Here is a 17,585-nt window from a genome sequence, read left to right as displayed (position 1 = left end):
TGGATCGCTTGTCGGGCGGTCTGAACGAAAAGGGCGATGCCGGTCGGCATCGCCCCCTTGGGTCCGGATCAGTCGGCCGTCAGCAGCGGCGGCTTGGAATTGCTGATCTTGGGCGCTTCGGGACCGGTGATGTCGAAGACCGGCTTGTCGTCCTCGATCCGCACCCGCACCACGCCGCCCTTGGTCAGCCGGCCGAACAGCAGTTCCTCGGCCAGAGGTTTCTTGATCGTTTCCTGGATCACCCGGCCCAGCGGGCGGGCGCCCATCTTCTCGTCATAGCCGCGTTCGGCCAGCCAGTCGGCGGCTTCAGGAGTGAGCTCGATATGGACGCCGCGGTCGATCAGCTGCGCCTCGAGCTGGAGGACGAATTTCTCGACCACCTGGACGATGATCTCGCGCGAGAGCGGCGCGAAGCTGATCACCGCGTCCAGCCGGTTGCGGAATTCGGGCGTGAAGGTGCGCTCGATGGCGGCGGTATCCTCGCCCTCGCGGCGGTCGCGGCCGAAGCCGAAGGCGGCCTTGGCCTGGTCGGCGGCGCCCGCGTTCGAGGTCATGATCAGGATCACGTTGCGGAAATCCACCTGCCGGCCGTTATGGTCGGTGAGCTTGCCGTGATCCATGACCTGCAGCAGGATGTTGTAGACATCCGGATGCGCCTTTTCGATCTCGTCCAGCAGCAGCACGCAATGCGGATGCTGGTCGACGCCATCGGTCAAAAGCCCGCCCTGGTCGAAGCCGACATAGCCCGGCGGCGCGCCGATCAGCCGGCTGACCGCGTGCTTCTCCATATATTCGGACATGTCGAAGCGCAGCAGCTCCACCCCCAGCGACGAGGCGAGCTGTTTGGCGACCTCGGTCTTGCCGACGCCGGTGGGGCCGGCGAACAGGTAGTTGCCGATCGGCTTTTCGGGTTCGCGCAACCCGGCCCGGGCCAGCTTGATCGAGGAGGCCAGCGCCTCGATCGCCTTGTCCTGACCGAAGACCAGGCGTTTCAGCGTCGCTTCCAGGTCCTTCAGCACCGCCGCATCGTCCTTGGAGACGCTTTTCGGCGGGATGCGGGCGATCTTGGCGACGATGGCCTCGATCTCCTTGGGGCCGATGGTCTTGCGGCGTTTGCTTTCTGCGACCAGGTGCTGCGCCGCGCCCGCCTCGTCGATCACGTCGATGGCGCTGTCGGGCAGCTTGCGGTCATTGATGTAGCGCGAAGCCAGTTCCACCGCCGACTTGATGGCATCGGTGGTATAGCGCAGCTCGTGGTGCTTTTCGAAGCTGGGCTTCAGACCCATCAGGATCTTGATCGCATCCGGCACCGAAGGCTCGTTCACGTCGATCTTCTGGAAGCGACGCGACAGCGCGCGGTCCTTTTCGAAATGCTGGCGGAACTCCTTGTAGGTGGTCGAGCCCATGCAGCGCAGCTTGCCGCCGGCCAGCGCCGGTTTCAGCAGGTTCGAGGCATCCATCGCCCCGCCGGAAGTGGCGCCGGCGCCGATCACGGTATGGATCTCGTCGATGAACAGGATGGCGTCGGGATGCTCCTCCAACTCCTTGACGACGGCCTTCAGCCGCTCCTCGAAATCGCCGCGATAGCGGGTGCCGGCCAGCAGCGCGCCCATGTCGAGCGAGAAGATGGTCGAGCCGGCCAGAACGTCCGGCGTCTCGCCCCGGGTGATCTTCAGCGCCAGGCCCTCGGCGATGGCGGTCTTGCCGACGCCGGGATCGCCGACCAGCAGCGGGTTGTTCTTGCGCCGGCGGCACAGCACCTGGATGCAGCGCTCGACCTCGTCGGCGCGGCCGATCAGCGGGTCCACGTCGCCCTTGCAGGCCTTCTTGTTCAGGTCCACGCAATATTTCGACAGCGCGGATTCGTCCTTGGCCTGGGTCTGCTCGGCCTGGACCTGCTCGCCCTGCTGCTCGGCGCCCTGAACGGGACGGTTTTCCGAGAAGGAGGGATTCTTGGCCACGCCATGGGCGATGAAGTTCACCGCGTCATAGCGGGTCATGTCCAGTTCCTGCAGGAAGAAGGCGGCGTTCGATTCCCGCTCGGCGAAGATGGCAACCAGGACATTGGCCCCGGTCACCTCGGTCCGGCCCGAACTTTGGACATGGATCGCGGCGCGCTGGATCACGCGCTGGAAGGCGGCGGTGGGGACGGCCTCGGAACCCTCGACATCGGTGATGAGGGTCGAGAGGTCGTCCTCGATGAACTCGACCAGCATGCGGCGCAACTCGTCCAGATCGACATTGCAAGCCCGCATCACCTTCACGGCATCGGGCTCCTCCGTCAGCGCGAGCAGCAGGTGCTCGAGCGTGGCAAGCTCATGGCGATGTTCGTTGGCCAGCGCAAGCGCGGCATGGATGGCCTGTTCCAGGGAGGTCGAAAAGGACGGCACTTCAAGCTCCTGTCAGTCGGCTGGCGGTATGGGCCGCCAGATTTAGCGGTCCACCTGACCAGACTGTCACGATACAGTTAAGAATCGGTGGATTTTCGCGCAATTCAAGCGGTATTTGCTTTCGCTCGTGCCGAATTTCCGGCGGTTGAGGCAGATGTGATGATCGGCCGGGGAAATTTCAAGCATCGGATCCCTGCCGGCCACGCCGATCGGATGAATGTCGCGGCAAGGCAGATTTTCCTTGCCTCCGCTGCGGAGCGGCCTAGAACCTGTCCTTGCGCGCCCGCAACTCGGCAAAGACCCCGGCATCGGATCGGCCTTGCAGGCCAAGGGAATCGCGCAATTCCGCCACGCGCAGGAAAGGATTCGTCGCCCGTTCCTCGGCCAGGGTCGCGGGGGCGCAGGGCCGCGCGCCCGCGGCGGTTTCGGCCAGCCTTTGCCGCAAAGCGGCATTGTCGGGATCGACGGACAGCGCAAAGGCGCCGTTGCCCCGGCAATAATCGTGCCCCGAGCAGACCAGGGTTTCGCCCGGCAGCGCGTTCAGGCGCGAAAGCGAGGCCCACATCATCGCGGCATCACCCTCGAACAGCCGGCCGCAACCCAGCGCCATCAGGCTGTCGGCGGTGAAGACCATGGCCGATGCCGGCAGATGGAAGGCGACATGGCCGATGGTGTGGCCGGACACGTCGATCACCTCGGCTTCCTCGCCGGCAAGGGCGAAACGCCCGCCCGGCCGGACGGGCTGGTCGAGCGGCGGCAGACGGGCGGCGTCCTGGGCATTGCCAAGCACCCGGGCGCCGGTCGCCCCGACCAGTTCCGGCACCGCCTGGATGTGGTCGGCATGGTGATGGGTCAGGGCGATCAGGTCCAGCGACCAGCCCCGGGCGGCAAGCTCGGCCAGGATGGGCGCCGCCTCGGGGGCGTCGACCAGCGCCGTGCTGCCATTGCCATGCAGCAGCCAGGCGTAATTGTCGGTCAGGCAGCGGACGGGGACGAGTTCCAGCGGCATTGGCAAATTCCTCACTTTGCCGCAGTCTGGCCTCGCGAAGCCGGAGGCGCAATGCATCACGACGTCTATGAGCTACGGAAGTTCTATTATACCCGCGCGCTGGGGCGGGTGGTGCAGCGGGTGTTGCGCGACCGGCTGACCGGCCTGTGGCCGCCCGAGCAGGTGCAGGGCATGACCGTGGCCGGCTACGGCTTCGCGGCACCGCTGCTGCGGCCCTATCTGGCGCGGGCGCGGCGCGTCGTCTCGCTGATGCCGGGGCCGCAGGGGGTAATGGCCTGGCCGGCCGGCATGCCGAACTGCTCGGTCCTGTGCGAGGAAGCCGCCTGGCCGCTGGACACCGGCAGCGTCGACCGGCTGGTGCTGCTGCACGCGCTGGAGACCGCCGATCATCCCGCGGTGCTGCTGGACGAGGCCTGGCGGGTGCTGGGGCCGGGCGGGCGGATGCTGGTCATGGGGCCGAACCGCGCCGGGCTCTGGGCGCGGTCCGAGACCACGCCCTTTGGCTTCGGGCGCAGCTACACCGCCGGCCAGCTCGAGGCGCAGGCCCGCGCGGCCGGCTTCGTGCCCGAGCGGACGGGGGCGGCGCTTTATATCCCGCCCTCGGACCGGCGGTTCTGGCTGAAAAGCGCCCAGATGTGGGAACGGACCGGGCTGCGCATCAGCCAGGTGCTGGTCGCCGGGGTGGTGCTGACCGAGTTCACCAAGCAGGTCCAGGCGCCGGTCGGCCGCGGCCGGAAGGTCAGCGTGCCGAGCCCGCTCGACGTGCTCGAGGGCATCGCCCGGCCGCGGCCGGCGGGGCAGGGCGCCGGGCGGGCCGCCCGCGGTCCCGCCGGCGGTCCGGGGCGCGGCGGGGCGAATCCTCGGCCGACCTGACCCCGGCCCGAAATCCATATCGCGCCCACGCGCACCCGCGCGAGAAGCCATGCGCCGCGGCTGTTTGCGCAATCGGCGGAAAACTCGCCATCCCTAAGGACCGAAACACTCTCATTTCCGTGTTCAAGGCGGTTGCGGCAGCGAAAATCACCTGCTAGAGACGCCGCAGATTTTCGGGAAGGCCTCAGCCCGATCCATGCCAGGGCCGACCCTTGACCCGCGCTCCGCGACTGACCGGCCTGCCAGCCGGCCCGCCAGCGGAGCTTGCGCTAACCGGAAGGATGACCGTGGCCAATTCCGCTTCGATTTCCGCTGATATCGCCGGGCGTTACGCACAGGCCCTGTTCGATCTGGTCCGGGATGCGGGTGGCATCGACGCCCTGTCCAGCCAGATCGATGATCTGGCCTTGGCCTATGACGCCAGCAAGGATCTGCGCGATCTGACCGTCTCGCCCCTTTACGACCGCCAGCAGCAGGAAGCGGCGATCGGCACCCTGGCCGAGCGCATGGGCCTGTCGCCCGAACTGGCCAACACGCTGCGGCTGATGGCGAAAAACCGCCGGTTGTTCGCCCTGCCGCAGTTCATCGCCCGGCTGCGCGGCCTGATCGCCGATGCGCGCGGCGAGGTCACCGCCGACGTGGTCAGCGCCCAGGCGCTGAGCGACGAGCAGAAGACCCGTCTCGCGGACACGCTGGCCGTGAAATCGGGCAAGAAGGTGAAACTGAACGCGCGCGTCGATGAAAGCCTCATCGGCGGCATGATCGTCAAACTGGGCTCGCAGATGATCGACAGCTCGATCCGCTCCAAGCTCGCCTCCCTCCAGAATGCTATGAAAGAGGTCGGATAATGGGAATCCAGGCTGCCGAAATCTCGGCCATCCTTAAGGATCAGATCAAGAATTTCGGTCAGGACGCCGAGGTGGCCGAGGTCGGGCAGGTGCTGTCCGTCGGGGACGGCATCGCCCGCGTCTACGGCCTGGACAAGGTTCAGGCCGGCGAGATGGTCGAATTCCCGGGCGGCATCCGCGGCATGGTGCTGAACCTTGAAACCGACAACGTCGGCGTCGTGATCTTCGGCGACGACCGTTCGATCAAGGAAGGCGACACCGTCAAGCGCACCGGCGCCATCGTGGAAGTCCCGACCGGCAAGGGCCTGCTGGGCCGCGTCGTCGACGCGCTCGGCAACCCGATCGACGGCAAGGGCCCGATCGCCGACCCGATCATGGCCATCGCCGACGTCAAGGCGCCCGGCATCATGCCGCGCAAATCGGTGCACGAGCCGATGGCGACCGGCCTGAAATCGGTCGACGCCATGATCCCCGTCGGCCGCGGCCAGCGCGAGCTGATCATCGGCGACCGCCAGACCGGCAAGACCGCCATCGCGCTGGACACCATCCTGAACCAGGCGAATTACAACGGCCGCGAGGCCGATGGCATGAAGACCCTGCACTGCATCTATGTCGCCGTCGGCCAGAAGCGCTCGACCGTGGCCCAGCTGGTGAAGAAGCTGGAAGAGACCGGTGCCATGGCCTACACCACCGTCGTGGCCGCGACCGCCTCGGACCCCGCGCCGATGCAGTATCTGGCGCCCTATTCGGCGACCGCCATGGGCGAATATTTCCGCGACAACGGCATGGATGCGTTGATCATCTATGACGACCTGTCGAAACAGGCCGTGGCCTATCGCCAGATGTCGCTGCTGCTGCGCCGTCCGCCGGGGCGCGAAGCCTATCCGGGCGACGTGTTCTACCTGCACTCGCGCCTGCTGGAGCGTTCGGCCAAGCTGAACGAGAACAACGGCGCCGGCTCGCTGACCGCGCTGCCGATCATCGAAACCCAGGCGGGCGACGTGTCGGCCTATATCCCGACCAACGTGATCTCGATCACCGACGGCCAGATCTTCCTGGAAACCGAACTGTTCTTCCAGGGCATCCGCCCGGCCGTGAACACCGGCCTGTCGGTGTCGCGCGTCGGCTCGGCCGCCCAGACCAAGGCGATGAAATCGGTCGCCGGCCCGGTCAAGCTGGAACTGGCCCAGTATCGCGAGATGGCGGCCTTTGCGCAGTTCGGCTCGGACCTCGACGCCGCGACGCAGAAGCTGTTGAACCGCGGCGCGCGCCTGACCGAGCTGATGAAGCAGCCGCAATATTCGCCGCTGACCAACGCCGAGATCGTCATCGTGATCTATGCCGGCACCAAGGGCTATCTGGACAGCATTCCGGTTGCCGACGTGACCCGTTGGGAACAGGGCCTGATCCAGTACCTGCGCAACCAGAAGGCCGATCTGCTGGACGACATGACCCGGAACGACCGCAAAGTGGCGGGCGATCTGGAGGATGCGATCAAGGCGGCGCTGGACGGTTACGCCAAGACCTACGCCTGAGGGGAGGGATAGATGCCCAGCCTCAAGGATCTCAAGAACCGGATCGGCAGCGTCAAGAACACGCGCAAGATCACCAAGGCGATGCAGATGGTCGCCGCCGCGAAACTGCGCCGGGCGCAGGAAGCGGCGGAGGCGGCGCGTCCCTATGCCGACCGGATGTCCACGGTGATGGCCGGGCTGACCGCTGCAGCGGCCGGCTCGGACATGGCGCCGCGGCTGCTGGCCGGGACCGGCGAAGACCGCCGCCACCTGCTGGTGGTGATGACCTCGGAGCGCGGGCTTGCGGGCGGGTTCAACTCGTCCATCGTCAAGCTCGCCCGCCAGCGCCTGCTGGACCTGCAGGCGCAGGGCAAGCAGGTGGAAATCCTGACCGTCGGCAAGAAGGGCCGCGAGCAGCTCAAGCGCGAATACGGCAATCTCTTCGTGAATCACGTCGATCTCAGCGAGGTCAAGCGCATCGGTTATGACAATGCGCGCGCCATCGCCGACGAGATTCTCGACCGGTTCGAGGCGGGGCAGTTCGACGTGGCCACGCTGTTCTACAACCGTTTCGAATCCGTCATCAGCCAGGTTCCGACCGCCCGGCAGGTCATTCCCGCCGTGGTCGAGGAGGGCGAGGCCGCGGCCTCGGCGCTCTACGATTACGAGCCGGATGAGCATGCGATCCTGAACGACCTGCTGCCGCGTTCGGTGGCGACGCAGGTCTTCGCGGCGCTGCTGGAAAACGCCGCCTCCGAGCAGGGCGCGCGGATGACCGCCATGGACAACGCCACGCGCAATGCCGGCGACATGATCGACCGTCTGACCACCGAGTACAACCGCTCGCGTCAGGCCGCGATCACCAAGGAACTGATTGAAATCATCTCGGGCGCAGAGGCGCTCTGACACGTAGGGGTTAAACACATGGCAGAGGCCAAAGGAAAAATCACGCAGGTGATCGGCGCCGTGGTCGACGTGCAGTTCGACGGGCAGCTTCCCGCGATTCTGAACGCTCTGGAAACCGAGAACAACGGCAAGCGCCTGGTGCTGGAAGTGGCCCAGCACCTGGGCGAGAACACCGTCCGCACCATCGCCATGGACGCGACCGAAGGTCTGGTCCGCGGTCTGCCGGTGCGCGATACCGGCGGCCCGATCACCGTTCCGGTGGGCGACGCGACCCTGGGCCGCATCATCAACGTCGTCGGCGAGCCGGTGGACGAAGGCGCCCCGATCGAGGCGACCGAGAAGCGCGCCATCCACCAGCCGGCCCCGGACTTCGCCCAGCAGGCGACCGCGTCCGAGATCCTCGTCACCGGCATCAAGGTCATCGACCTGCTGGCCCCTTACTCCAAGGGCGGCAAGATCGGCCTGTTCGGCGGCGCCGGCGTGGGCAAGACGGTTCTGATCATGGAACTGATCAACAACATCGCCAAGGTGCACTCGGGCTATTCGGTGTTCGCCGGCGTCGGCGAGCGGACCCGTGAAGGCAACGACCTGTATCACGAGATGGTCGAATCGGGCGTCATCAAGCCCGACAACCTGGCGGAATCGCAGGTGGCCCTGGTCTATGGCCAGATGAACGAGCCCCCGGGCGCGCGGATGCGCGTCGCGCTGACCGGCCTGACCCTGGCCGAGCAGTTCCGCGACGCCACCGGCACCGACGTCCTGTTCTTCGTCGACAACATCTTCCGTTTTACCCAGGCGGGTTCGGAAGTGTCGGCGCTTCTGGGCCGCATCCCCTCGGCCGTGGGCTACCAGCCGACGCTGGCCACCGACATGGGCGCGATGCAGGAACGCATCACCTCGACCAAGAGCGGCTCGATCACCTCGATCCAGGCCGTCTATGTTCCGGCCGACGACCTGACCGACCCGGCGCCTGCCACGACCTTCGCCCACCTCGACGCCACGACGGTTCTGTCGCGCGCGATCTCGGAACTGGGCATCTACCCGGCCGTGGACCCGCTCGACTCGAACTCGCGGATCCTCGACCCGGCCGTCGTGGGTGATGAGCATTACAACACCGCCCGCGCGGTGCAGGGCATCCTGCAGAAATACAAGTCGCTGCAGGACATCATCGCCATTCTCGGCATGGACGAACTGTCCGAGGAGGACAAGCTGACCGTGGCCCGCGCCCGGAAGATCCAGCGCTTCCTGTCGCAGCCCTTCGACGTCGCCAAGGTCTTCACCGGCTCGGACGGCGTGCAGGTGCCGCTGGAGGACACGATCAAGTCGTTCAAGGCGGTGGTGAACGGCGAATACGACCACCTGCCGGAAGCGGCCTTCTACATGGTCGGCGGCATCGAGGATGTGAAAGCCAAGGCTCAGCGTCTCGCCGCTGACGCGGCATAAGGGGGCGACATGGCCGACACGATGCAGTTCGACCTCGTCTCGCCGGAACGGAACCTGGTTTCCGTCCCGGTGCGCGAGGTGCGCCTGCCCGGCGCCGATGGCGACCTGACGGCGATGCCCGGCCATGCGCCGGCCATCGTCAACCTGCGCCCCGGTCTGGTGACCGTGGTGGCGGGCGACGGGTCCGAGACGGAATTCGCGGTCACCGGCGGCTTCGCCGAGATCAACAACGAATCCGTCACCCTGCTGGCCGAGCGCGGGCATCCCCGCGCCGAGATGACGCAGGAGGTCTTCAACGAGATGATGGCCCAGGCGCATCGTCGCGTGCAGGCCGCCAAGGAGCGCGAATCCGCCGGAGAGGAGCTGGTCGCCGCGGCGGTCAAGCTGCTGGCCGACATGGAGGCGCTCGGCACCCATATCGGGCTCGATCCGAACCAGGCAAATTTTCCGCACTGACGCGGGTATTGTCTAAAAAGATAACAAGCCCCGGAGGTTCCGGGGCTTTATTAATTCGTTCTCTGGTCATTCCATATCGCTGGGGGAGAGGAACGGGACTTGAGACGTTTTGGCCATTTCGCCGTCGGTGTCGCCAATGGCTCGACCGAGATGTTCTCGGCTTTCGAGAGCGGCGGCCCGATGTGGACCGGGCAGGGGGCGCGGGTCGAGGTCCAGCGCGTGCGCTTCGACGAGAGCTTCGCCGAACCCCCGGTCGTGCATGTCGGGCTGAGCATGTGGGACGTGGATCGCAACGCCAATCAGCGTGCCGACATCCAGGCGGCCCACATCACCACCGACGGGTTCGAGCTGCAGTTCCGCACCTGGGGCGACACCCGCGTCGCCCGGGTGCGGGCCAGCTGGATGGCCATCGGCCCGGTCCGGCACGAGGATGACTGGGATCCGGACTGATCTGCTCAGGCGCGGTCGAGGTTCAGCCCGATCAGCTCGGCCACCTGCCGCGGATGGGTGATGGGCAGCATGTGTCCGGCCCCCGGCACACGGGCGCGCCCGACATCCGGCAGCCGCGCCGCCAGGGCGTCGGCGATGGCCGGGATCACCGGCGGCGACTCGGCCCCCATGACGATCAGCACCGGGGCGTCGATGGCTTCCAGCCCGCCCTCGCGCAGGATATTGGCACTGTCCTGGCGCAGCGCCTCGTTGCTGGCCTGCACCAGATGGATCTGCCGTGTCAGCCGCGCCTGGCCGGCAGGGGTCTGGGATTGCCAGTCGAGCCCGCCCCAGACGCCCAGGAAAGCCTGTGCCGCCTCGGCATCGGCGCCGGCGGCAAGCCGGGCCGCGACATCGTCCAGAAGCGCATCGTTCATGACCTCGGGTGCGGCGGCGAACAGCACCGGCTCGATCAGGGTCAGGCTGCGTACCGCCTCGGGCGCCGCCACGGCGATGCGCAGGGCGACGGTGGCGCCCATGCTGTGCCCGATCAGATCCAGCGGGCGGTCGATCAGTGCCGCCGCCGCGCGGGTCACGAAGGTATGGTAGTCGGGCGGTCCGCCGGCCCAGTCGGGGCTCTGGCCATGACCGGGCAGGTCGGGCGCGGCGATCCGCACGCGATGACGCAGATCCGCGGCGATCGGCTTCCAATAGCCGGCATTGCCCATCATGCAATGCAACGCCAGGGCCGGGCGCTCCTCGGGCCCCGGCCAATGCCTCAGATGCAGTGCGCTCACAGGCCGGCCAGATACCGGTCGAGGAAATCCAGCCGGTCCTGGCCCCAGAACCGCTCGCCGCTGTCGCGCACCACATAGAAGGGCGAGCCGAAGACGCCGGCCTCGGCCGCGTGTTCCAGATTGCGGCCGAAGGTCTCGGCCCCGACGAACAGGCCCTTGTCGGCAAGATCGGGGTCGAAGCCCGCGGCGGCGAGCTTGGCGCGGATCACCGCATCGTCGGCGATGTCGGCATCTTCGGCCCAGACCCCGCGCAGGAAGCCCTGCACCAGCCCCGGCAGGTCGCCGCCGCCGGCCTGTTGCGCGGCGATGATCGCATAGGAGGAGGGCGCCGGGTTCACCGGCCAGAAGGCGGGCTTCAGGTTCAGGGGCACGCCCAGATGCTGGGACCAGCGCCGCAGCTCCTGGGCGCGGTATTCCATCCGCGAGGGGTGGCGGTTCGCCGGTCGCACGCCGCCGGTGCGGTCGAAAAGCTGCATCAGGTCCACGGGCTTGTAGGTGATCGACGCGCCATGGCGGGCGGCGATCCGTTCAAGCCGGTCCCCGGCCAGATAGGCCCAGGGGCTGGGTGTGCCGAAGTAATAGTCGATATGCGCCATGAGTGTGCCTCCGGGGTTTGCGGGCAAGCTAGCCCGGTGCTAAGCGGGGTGCAATCGCACGAATCCAGACAGGGAAAGCCCATGCCGGCCATGACCGAACCGAAGCTCATCGCGGGGAATGCGAACCGGCCTCTGGCCAATGCCATCGCCCGGCGCATGTCGATGCATCGCGGGATGAACGTCGCCCCCATCGAGGCGCGGGTCGAGCGTTTCAACGATCAGGAGATCTTCGTCGAGGTCTATGAGAACGTCCGCGGCGAGGACATGTTCATCATCCAGCCGACCTCGAACCCGGCCAATGACAACCTGATGGAGCTGCTGATCATGACAGATGCGCTGAAGCGTTCGTCGGCGGCGCGCATCACCGCGGTGATTCCCTATTTCGGCTATGCCCGCCAGGACCGCCGCGCCAAGGCCCGCACGCCGATCAGCGCCAAGCTGGTGGCCAACCTGCTGACCGAGGCGGGCGTGGACCGGGTGCTGACGCTGGACCTGCACGCGGCGCAGATCCAGGGCTTCTTCGACATTCCGGTGGACAACCTTTATGCCGCGCCGGTCTTTGCGCTGGACATCAAGCACCATTTCCGCGAACGGCTGTCGGATCTGATGGTGATCTCGCCCGACGTGGGCGGCGTGGCGCGGGCGCGGGAACTGGCGCAGCGCATCGGCGCGCCCTTGGCCATCGTCGACAAGCGCCGCGAGAAACCGGGCGAAATCGCCGAGATGACGGTGATCGGCGACGTGACCGGCAAGACCTGCATCATCGTCGACGACATCTGCGACACTGCCGGCACGCTTTGCAAGGCGGCGCAGGTGCTGACCGAGCACGGCGCGACCGAGGTGCATGCCTACATCACCCACGGTGTCCTGTCCGGCCCCGCGGTCGAGCGGGTGCAGGGCTCGGTGATGAAATCGCTGGTCATCACCGATTCGATCGAGCCGACCGAGAAGGTGAAATCCGCCTCGAACATCCGCATCGTGCCGACCGCGCCGATGTTTGCCCAGGCGATCCTGAACATCTGGAACGGCACCTCGGTCAGTTCGCTGTTCGAGGTGGACACGTTGGGGCCGATCTACGAGGGGCTCTATTCGGGTATCTGACCCTGGGCCGTCTCGGCCCGTCCATGGCTCAAGGCCCCGGTAACCAGCCGGGGCCTTTCTCGTGTCACAGGAAGCGCGGGAATTCGATCTTGGGGCAACGATCCTCGATCACCGTCAGCCCCTTTGCCCGCGCCCGACTCGCGGCCAGCGCGTGGCTGACGCCCAGTTGCATCCAGATCGTGCGCAGCCGCGGCAGGCTGTACAGCGCCTGGTCGACGATGCCGGGCACCGCCTCGGACCGGCGGAAGATGTCCACCATGTCCACGCCGGTCTCATGCGGAATGGCCCGCAGGTCGGCATAGACAAGCTCGTCAAGGATGGTGCCGCCGGCATGGCCGGGATTGACCGGAATCACCCGGTAGCCCTGCGATTTCAGATAGCGGGCGACACCCCAGGATGGTCGGGCCTCGTTCGGCGACAGGCCGACGATGGCGATGCAGCGCGTGCTCCGGGCGATGCGGGAAATGTCCTCATCGACCGGTGACGTGCCGATATCGCGAAGTACTGCCAGGTTCATCTGATCCTCCCCCAAGATCTCAACCGAAAGTGGCATGGAAAAAGCGCCCGGTCCAGAGGTCTGGCCGGGCGCAAGTCGCGGAACGAGGGACAGTGATCTGAACATGACCGTTCCGTGGTCATGTTCGGTAAATAAATGGGAACCGTGGCCAAAAGGTTCCACCCCTCTCGCAAAAATGTGAAGATCTTACGGATTCGTCCGCGTCCAGAACGCCTTTGCCCGCATCAGCACATGCTGAGGATCGGCAAGAAGCCGCTGACGCGCCTGTTCCGTGCGCAGAAAATAGGTGCGCTGGCCGATGACCACGAAATAGCGCGGATTGCCCGGCTCGGACCGGCCTTCGGACAGCGCCACCACGCAAAGCCCGCCGAGGCCGGGCGCGTAAGCCCCCGGATTAGCTTCGAAAAGGCTGCGATTCTGCTCGCTGGCGAAATGCCATTCCTTGCCGCGCCACAGCGTCACCAGGTCCGAACGTCCCGGCACCGCGGCATTTTCGGCCCAGTAGGAGACCGGATCCATGCCGTCCAGTGCCCAATCCTGCGCCATCGCCGAAGAAACGGGCATGAAAAGCAGCAGGCTGACAAGGAACGGGCGAATCATGATGACCGAAGATGCTGGGCGCTTCTCAGCATCTGGCAAATCGACCGGCGATTCTCAACCAAGCCGGGCGGGTTCTAGCAGCGATGTGATCCCGGCGCTCAACAGCGTGAGGCGGCGTAGAGCGCCACCGCCGCGGCGTTCGAGACGTTGAGCGAGCCGAAATCCGCCGCGAAGGGAATGCGCAGGATGCGGTCGCAGGTCTCGCGCGTGCGCTCGCGCAGGCCGGGGCCCTCGGCGCCCAGCACCAGGCAGATCGGCCGGCCCGAGAGGTCCTGCAGCGCCTCGGGCAGGGTGTCCTCTCCGGTGCCGTCCAGGCCCAGGACCGCATAGCCCATGCCTTGCAGCTCGATCAGCGCATCGGCCAGGTTGGTGACACGCAGATAGGGCTGGCGCTCCAGCGCGCCCGAGGCGGTCTTGGCCAGGGCGCCGGTTTCGGGCGCGGCATGGCGCGAGGGCGCGATGACCGCGCGGGCGCCGAACACCTCGGCAGAGCGCAGGATCGCCCCGACGTTATGCGGATCGGTGACCCGGTCCAGCGCCACCAGCAGCGGCCGGCCGGGCCCTGACAGGGCGAGATCGGTCAGGCTGCCCCATTTCAGCGGCTTCACCTCCAGCGCGGCGCCCTGATGCACGCTTTCCGGCGGCAGCGGGACGCTGCGGTCGAAGACCCGGGCGTCGGTGATCTCGGGCACGACATCGCCGGGCAGGGGCCCCAACCGGTCGAGAGCGTTCTGGGTGACGACGAGTCGCAGCTTCTCGCGCTTGGGATTGGCGAGCGCGTCGCGCACCGCGTGCAGGCCGAACAGCCAGACGGTTTCGGCCGCAGCGGCGCGGCGGGCGCGTTCCTTGTCGATCACCCAGGCGGGCTTTTTGGATTTCTGAGCTTTCTCTGCCATGTCGCAATCCCCGTTCTTGTCTCGACTGCGCAGAATTCGCTGCCGAATGCAAGTTTTCCGACTTCGACCGGGCAGGTTCGGGAAAGCGCAAAAAACTCGCCGCGCACCGCTTGACGCCCTGATCCGGCCGGGCTAATCACCCCCTCACGCCGAGAGCGTTCGGCGGGCGACGTGCTGCAAGGTGCGGCAGCGGACTGTAACTCCGCCGGGGAGACCCATGCCTGGTTCGATTCCAGGGTCGCCCACCACTTCTTCTGAAAACTGAACAAAATCAACGAAGTGGTGTCCCGCATTCGTGCAATGCGGCAGCATGCAAATCAATGGGTTATGACGCAGGTGTCCCGCAGTTTTGCGGCTTGACCTCTGCGCAAAAGAAAACCGTCGGAGGAGCTGGCACTCCATCCGACGGCACTGTTGAAGATTATGCCACAGTTTCCCGCCGCGCAACCCCGTGGGGAGGAATGGGATTCCAGAGTCGCTCACCACTTATTTTTTTAAGTAATTGTTTTTATTGAATTAATTAATACCCCAATGGGGAGGCCCACTCGCATACCCATCAGAATCATGACGATTGATGGTTACGAGAGAATACAGATATTAACGGCCTAATCGGGCCTTGCCGCCATCCTGACACACCGTTGCGCAATGGCGTTCCCTGATCCGACCGGGTCGCAAGACCCGCCCTGCGGGTAGCTAGTCGGATCAGACCGAACCGAAACCCAATCGGGAACATCCCGCCCACAGAAGCCGAGGTCAACTTCTACGCGGCTTTGGAAACTGAAGACATCGCCGCGTAACTAACCGAAATCAGCCTCCGGCAAACCCGGCGCGGTTCAAGGCGCTTCCAGCCCGTCTTCAACCTGTTCTGCCGCGATATCGATGCGCAGATGCGGTTTTACGCCGCGATCCTCGGCTGGTCCGAGGTCCATGAGGCGGCCTCGCCGATCTATCGCGCCATTGCCCAGGACGGCACCCGCATCGCCTTTCACAGCGGCGAGGCCTATGCGCTGCTGGGTCTTTCCGGGCGTGAGACGCATTTCGGCAAGAACCGATCGGGTCTCTCCTGACCTTCGTGATCGCGGATCACGAGAGCGTCGAGGCCATCGCGCGCCAGATCGTCGATCTGGGCGGGGCAATCGTCAAGCCGCCCTTCGCAACCTATTGCGGCCATTGGCAGGTGGTCTTCCAGGATCCGGAAGGAAACATCGCCCGGATCTCGGCAGCCTCCTTGCCGGCGGGCGTCGCCGTGCCGGGATTCGCATGCGAAGGCAGGTAGCAGCCATCGCCGGCTGCACCCTATGAGGACATTCCGCGGACGTTCCTGATCAGGAACGGCCCCGCCCTGCGGCATGGAATGGCGCAATCGCTACGGTGCCAATATGTGGGCGGATCACCCGCCTTCATACAACTCGCTTCAGTCGGCTGCGCCGCCGGGAGGGCGCAGGGCCTCGACCACCAGCCGGGCCAGCCCATCGGCGAAGTCCCGATCCAGCGGCGCATGCTTCGAGAAGGCGCGGAAATAGATCGGGCCCGCATAAAGGTCGATGATCAGGTCCAGGTCCAGGCCGGCACGGAACACCCCAGCCGCCTGGCCGCGCGCGATCAGCTCGCGCGCATGGTTGCGGCGCGGGACCAGGAAGCCTTGGTGAAACGCCGCCATCAGCGCTTCGTCGTTCTGCGCGCGGCCCAGAAGCTCGGCGATCACCCGGCCGACCCGGCCCTGCAGGAAACGCGCCAGCGAGACGATGTATTCCTGCAGCGCAAGCGCCGGCTCGGCGATGCCGGGGGTCGGAACCTCGTCCTCGACCATGGCGAGGAAGGCGTCGATCACGATGGCCTCGACCGAATTCCAGCGCCGATAAAGCGCCGGGCGGCTGGTCCCCGCCGCGCCGGCGATCTCGTTCAGGGTCAGCTCGGACAGGGATTTTTCGGCCAGCAGCGCCCAAGTCGCGCCCAGCACCCGCGCGCCCAGTTCCTCGTCCATCGGGCGGCCACGCGGCTTTCTGTCTGTCTTCACGGCAATTCCCCCTTGCCAGAACCGGGCGAGTCGGCTTAATAGCGTTACATGTAGTAACGTTATTATTTGTAACGTAATCCCTCCGCCGCAGCAATGGCAGGGGGCCGGCCAGCTTCATTCATCGGGAGGACGATACATGGGCGAGAGCTTTCTGGACAACGACACCTGGCGCTATTTCTGGCACCCGGTCTGCACAGTCAAGGAACTGGCGGACTCCGACAAGGGGCGGGGCGAGCTGCTTTGCGCCCGGCTGCTGGGCACCGAACTGGTGATCGCGCGGCTGGATTCGGGCGTGGTGGCGATGAACAACCGCTGCCCGCACCGCTCGGCCAAGCTGCATCTGGGCTGGAACCGGGGCGACAGCGTGCAATGCCCCTATCACGGCTGGCAATGGGGGGCGGACGGTTCGTGCAAGGGCATCCCGGCGGCGCCGGACGGCCCGATCCCGCCCAACGCCAGGGCCATCAGCTATGACTGCGCCGAGCGTTACGGGCTGGTCTGGGTCCGGCTGGACGGCAGCGCCGGGACCGCGATCCCCGAGCATCCGGTCTTCGACGACCCGACCTTCCGCTGCGTGCCCGGCCCCAGCTACGACTGGAAGACCCATTCGGCGCGACGGGTCGAGAACTATACCGATCTGGCGCATTTCCCCTTCGTCCATCCCGAGACTCTGGGCAGTGCCGGCCATGTGACCTTCCTGACTCCGCAGATCGCCTTCCGCAAGGAGGGCAGGATGCGGTTCCGCTATGCCCCGCCCAAGGGCGCGCGCAATGCGGTCGATGCCAGCGGCAATTTCTCTCCGCTGGCCTTTTCGGACTACACCATCCGGCTGCCCTTCGGCGTGACCGTGGACCTGACCTTGCAGAACGGCGCCCGCACCGTGCTGTGGGTCTGGGCGACGCCGCTGGACGACATCCACTGCCGCAGCTTCTGGTTCGCCTGCCGGAACGGCGATCTGGACGGGCCGGACCAGCCGCATATCGACCAGCAGATGCGTATCCTCGAGGAGGATGTCGATATCGTCGAAAGCCAGGATCCCGAACAGATCCCGCATCCCCGCGACGAGATCGCGGTCGCGCCCGACAAGGTGTCGCTGACCTATCGCCGGCTGCTCTACGCGCTTTGCAAGGCCAAGGCGCAGGGGCCCCAGGCGCTGAAGGCGTTCCTCGACACCGAACGCGACGATATCTGAG

19 protein-coding genes and 1 tRNA gene are annotated in these 17,585 nt (G+C 66.1%); 12 read left to right on the top strand and 8 right to left on the bottom strand.

The features are described 5' to 3' along the window. Positions 1-68 precede the first annotated feature (68 nt). Together clpA and gloB are read right to left on the bottom strand one after the other, a co-directional pair. Positions 69-2,390, bottom strand: coding sequence for an ATP-dependent Clp protease ATP-binding subunit ClpA (gene clpA, locus NBE95_RS11115; RefSeq protein ID WP_289895517.1), 2,322 nt, complete (start codon positions 2,388-2,390; stop codon positions 69-71). Positions 2,391-2,652: 262 nt separating this feature from the next. Then, a complete protein-coding gene (gene gloB / locus NBE95_RS11110; RefSeq protein ID WP_289895516.1) occupies positions 2,653-3,399 on the bottom strand; it encodes a hydroxyacylglutathione hydrolase in 747 nt (248 codons plus the stop codon). A 51-nt stretch (positions 3,400-3,450) separates the two neighbouring features. Between gloB and NBE95_RS11105 the strand changes: the two genes are divergently transcribed. The 7 genes from NBE95_RS11105 to NBE95_RS11075 all read left to right on the top strand — a co-directional run bounded on the left by NBE95_RS11105 (position 3,451) and on the right by NBE95_RS11075 (position 9,889). Continuing rightward, positions 3,451-4,272, top strand: a complete 822-nt coding sequence (locus tag NBE95_RS11105; RefSeq protein ID WP_289895515.1) for a methyltransferase domain-containing protein — start codon at positions 3,451-3,453, stop codon at positions 4,270-4,272. A 281-nt stretch (positions 4,273-4,553) separates the two neighbouring features. Next, entirely contained in the window at positions 4,554-5,120 is a 567-nt protein-coding gene (locus tag NBE95_RS11100) for a F0F1 ATP synthase subunit delta (RefSeq protein ID WP_289895514.1), read from the top strand. Then, entirely contained in the window at positions 5,120-6,655 is a 1,536-nt protein-coding gene (gene atpA, locus NBE95_RS11095; RefSeq protein WP_289895513.1) for a F0F1 ATP synthase subunit alpha, read from the top strand. The genes NBE95_RS11100 and atpA overlap by 1 nt, the downstream gene beginning before the upstream one ends. A 12-nt stretch (positions 6,656-6,667) precedes the next feature. Beyond that, on the top strand, positions 6,668-7,540 hold the full coding sequence (locus NBE95_RS11090; RefSeq protein ID WP_289895512.1) for a F0F1 ATP synthase subunit gamma: 873 nt from the start codon (positions 6,668-6,670) through the stop codon (positions 7,538-7,540). An 18-nt stretch (positions 7,541-7,558) separates the two neighbouring features. Further along, the gene (atpD, locus tag NBE95_RS11085) at positions 7,559-8,983 is read left to right on the top strand and encodes a F0F1 ATP synthase subunit beta (RefSeq protein WP_289895511.1); all 1,425 of its coding nucleotides are present in this window, start codon (positions 7,559-7,561) and stop codon (positions 8,981-8,983) included. Positions 8,984-8,992: 9 nt separating this feature from the next. Continuing rightward, complete coding sequence (locus NBE95_RS11080) at positions 8,993-9,439, top strand: F0F1 ATP synthase subunit epsilon (RefSeq protein ID WP_289895510.1); 447 nt, start codon at positions 8,993-8,995, stop codon at positions 9,437-9,439. Positions 9,440-9,538: 99 nt separating this feature from the next. Then, entirely contained in the window at positions 9,539-9,889 is a 351-nt protein-coding gene (locus NBE95_RS11075) for an H-type lectin domain-containing protein (protein ID WP_019353698.1), read from the top strand. 5 nt (positions 9,890-9,894) lie between these two features. On the opposite strand, the gene NBE95_RS11070 is transcribed toward NBE95_RS11075, so the two are convergent. Both NBE95_RS11070 and NBE95_RS11065 read right to left on the bottom strand, forming a co-directional pair. Further along, complete coding sequence (locus NBE95_RS11070) at positions 9,895-10,665, bottom strand: alpha/beta fold hydrolase (protein ID WP_289895509.1); 771 nt, start codon at positions 10,663-10,665, stop codon at positions 9,895-9,897. After that, complete coding sequence (locus NBE95_RS11065) at positions 10,662-11,261, bottom strand: 2-hydroxychromene-2-carboxylate isomerase (RefSeq protein ID WP_289895508.1); 600 nt, start codon at positions 11,259-11,261, stop codon at positions 10,662-10,664. Before NBE95_RS11065 ends, NBE95_RS11070 begins: the two co-directional genes overlap by 4 nt. A gap of 81 nt (positions 11,262-11,342) precedes the next feature. Here NBE95_RS11065 and NBE95_RS11060 point away from each other — a divergent pair, with 81 nt between their 5' ends. Beyond that, positions 11,343-12,362 carry a ribose-phosphate pyrophosphokinase gene (locus NBE95_RS11060; RefSeq protein ID WP_289895507.1) on the top strand — a complete coding sequence of 340 codons (1,020 nt, stop codon included), beginning with the start codon at positions 11,343-11,345 and terminating at the stop codon, positions 12,360-12,362. Positions 12,363-12,426: 64 nt separating this feature from the next. On the opposite strand, the gene NBE95_RS11055 is transcribed toward NBE95_RS11060, so the two are convergent. From NBE95_RS11055 to rlmB, 3 genes are all read right to left on the bottom strand, one after another. After that, on the bottom strand, positions 12,427-12,879 hold the full coding sequence (locus NBE95_RS11055) for a CoA-binding protein (protein ID WP_289895506.1): 453 nt from the start codon (positions 12,877-12,879) through the stop codon (positions 12,427-12,429). A 186-nt stretch (positions 12,880-13,065) separates the two neighbouring features. Further along, on the bottom strand, positions 13,066-13,443 hold the full coding sequence (locus NBE95_RS11050) for a YHS domain-containing (seleno)protein (protein ID WP_289895505.1): 378 nt from the start codon (positions 13,441-13,443) through the stop codon (positions 13,066-13,068). A gap of 134 nt (positions 13,444-13,577) precedes the next feature. Continuing rightward, on the bottom strand, positions 13,578-14,375 hold the full coding sequence (rlmB, locus tag NBE95_RS11045) for a 23S rRNA (guanosine(2251)-2'-O)-methyltransferase RlmB (RefSeq protein ID WP_289895504.1): 798 nt from the start codon (positions 14,373-14,375) through the stop codon (positions 13,578-13,580). Between the two features lie 164 nt (positions 14,376-14,539). On the opposite strand from rlmB, the gene NBE95_RS11040 reads away from it, so the two are divergent. The 3 genes from NBE95_RS11040 to NBE95_RS11030 all read left to right on the top strand — a co-directional run bounded on the left by NBE95_RS11040 (position 14,540) and on the right by NBE95_RS11030 (position 15,651). Continuing rightward, a tRNA-Tyr gene (locus NBE95_RS11040) sits at positions 14,540-14,623 on the top strand. A 639-nt stretch (positions 14,624-15,262) separates the two neighbouring features. Beyond that, complete coding sequence (locus tag NBE95_RS11035) at positions 15,263-15,442, top strand: hypothetical protein (RefSeq protein ID WP_289895503.1); 180 nt, start codon at positions 15,263-15,265, stop codon at positions 15,440-15,442. A 5-nt stretch (positions 15,443-15,447) separates the two neighbouring features. After that, positions 15,448-15,651: a VOC family protein gene (locus NBE95_RS11030; RefSeq protein WP_289895502.1), complete on the top strand. Its 204-nt coding sequence runs from the start codon at positions 15,448-15,450 to the stop codon at positions 15,649-15,651. A 138-nt stretch (positions 15,652-15,789) separates the two neighbouring features. Here the strand turns inward: NBE95_RS11030 and NBE95_RS11025 are convergent, their stop codons facing one another. Next, the gene (locus NBE95_RS11025) at positions 15,790-16,392 is read right to left on the bottom strand and encodes a TetR/AcrR family transcriptional regulator (protein WP_289895501.1); all 603 of its coding nucleotides are present in this window, start codon (positions 16,390-16,392) and stop codon (positions 15,790-15,792) included. Positions 16,393-16,528: 136 nt separating this feature from the next. On the opposite strand from NBE95_RS11025, the gene NBE95_RS11020 reads away from it, so the two are divergent. Beyond that, entirely contained in the window at positions 16,529-17,584 is a 1,056-nt protein-coding gene (locus NBE95_RS11020; RefSeq protein ID WP_289895500.1) for a Rieske 2Fe-2S domain-containing protein, read from the top strand. Position 17,585 lies beyond the last annotated feature (1 nt).

The organism is Paracoccus sp. TOH (genome assembly GCF_030388245.1).
Lineage (GTDB): Bacteria > Pseudomonadota > Alphaproteobacteria > Rhodobacterales > Rhodobacteraceae > Paracoccus > Paracoccus simplex.
This window is presented reverse-complemented; position numbering and strand designations above follow the sequence as displayed.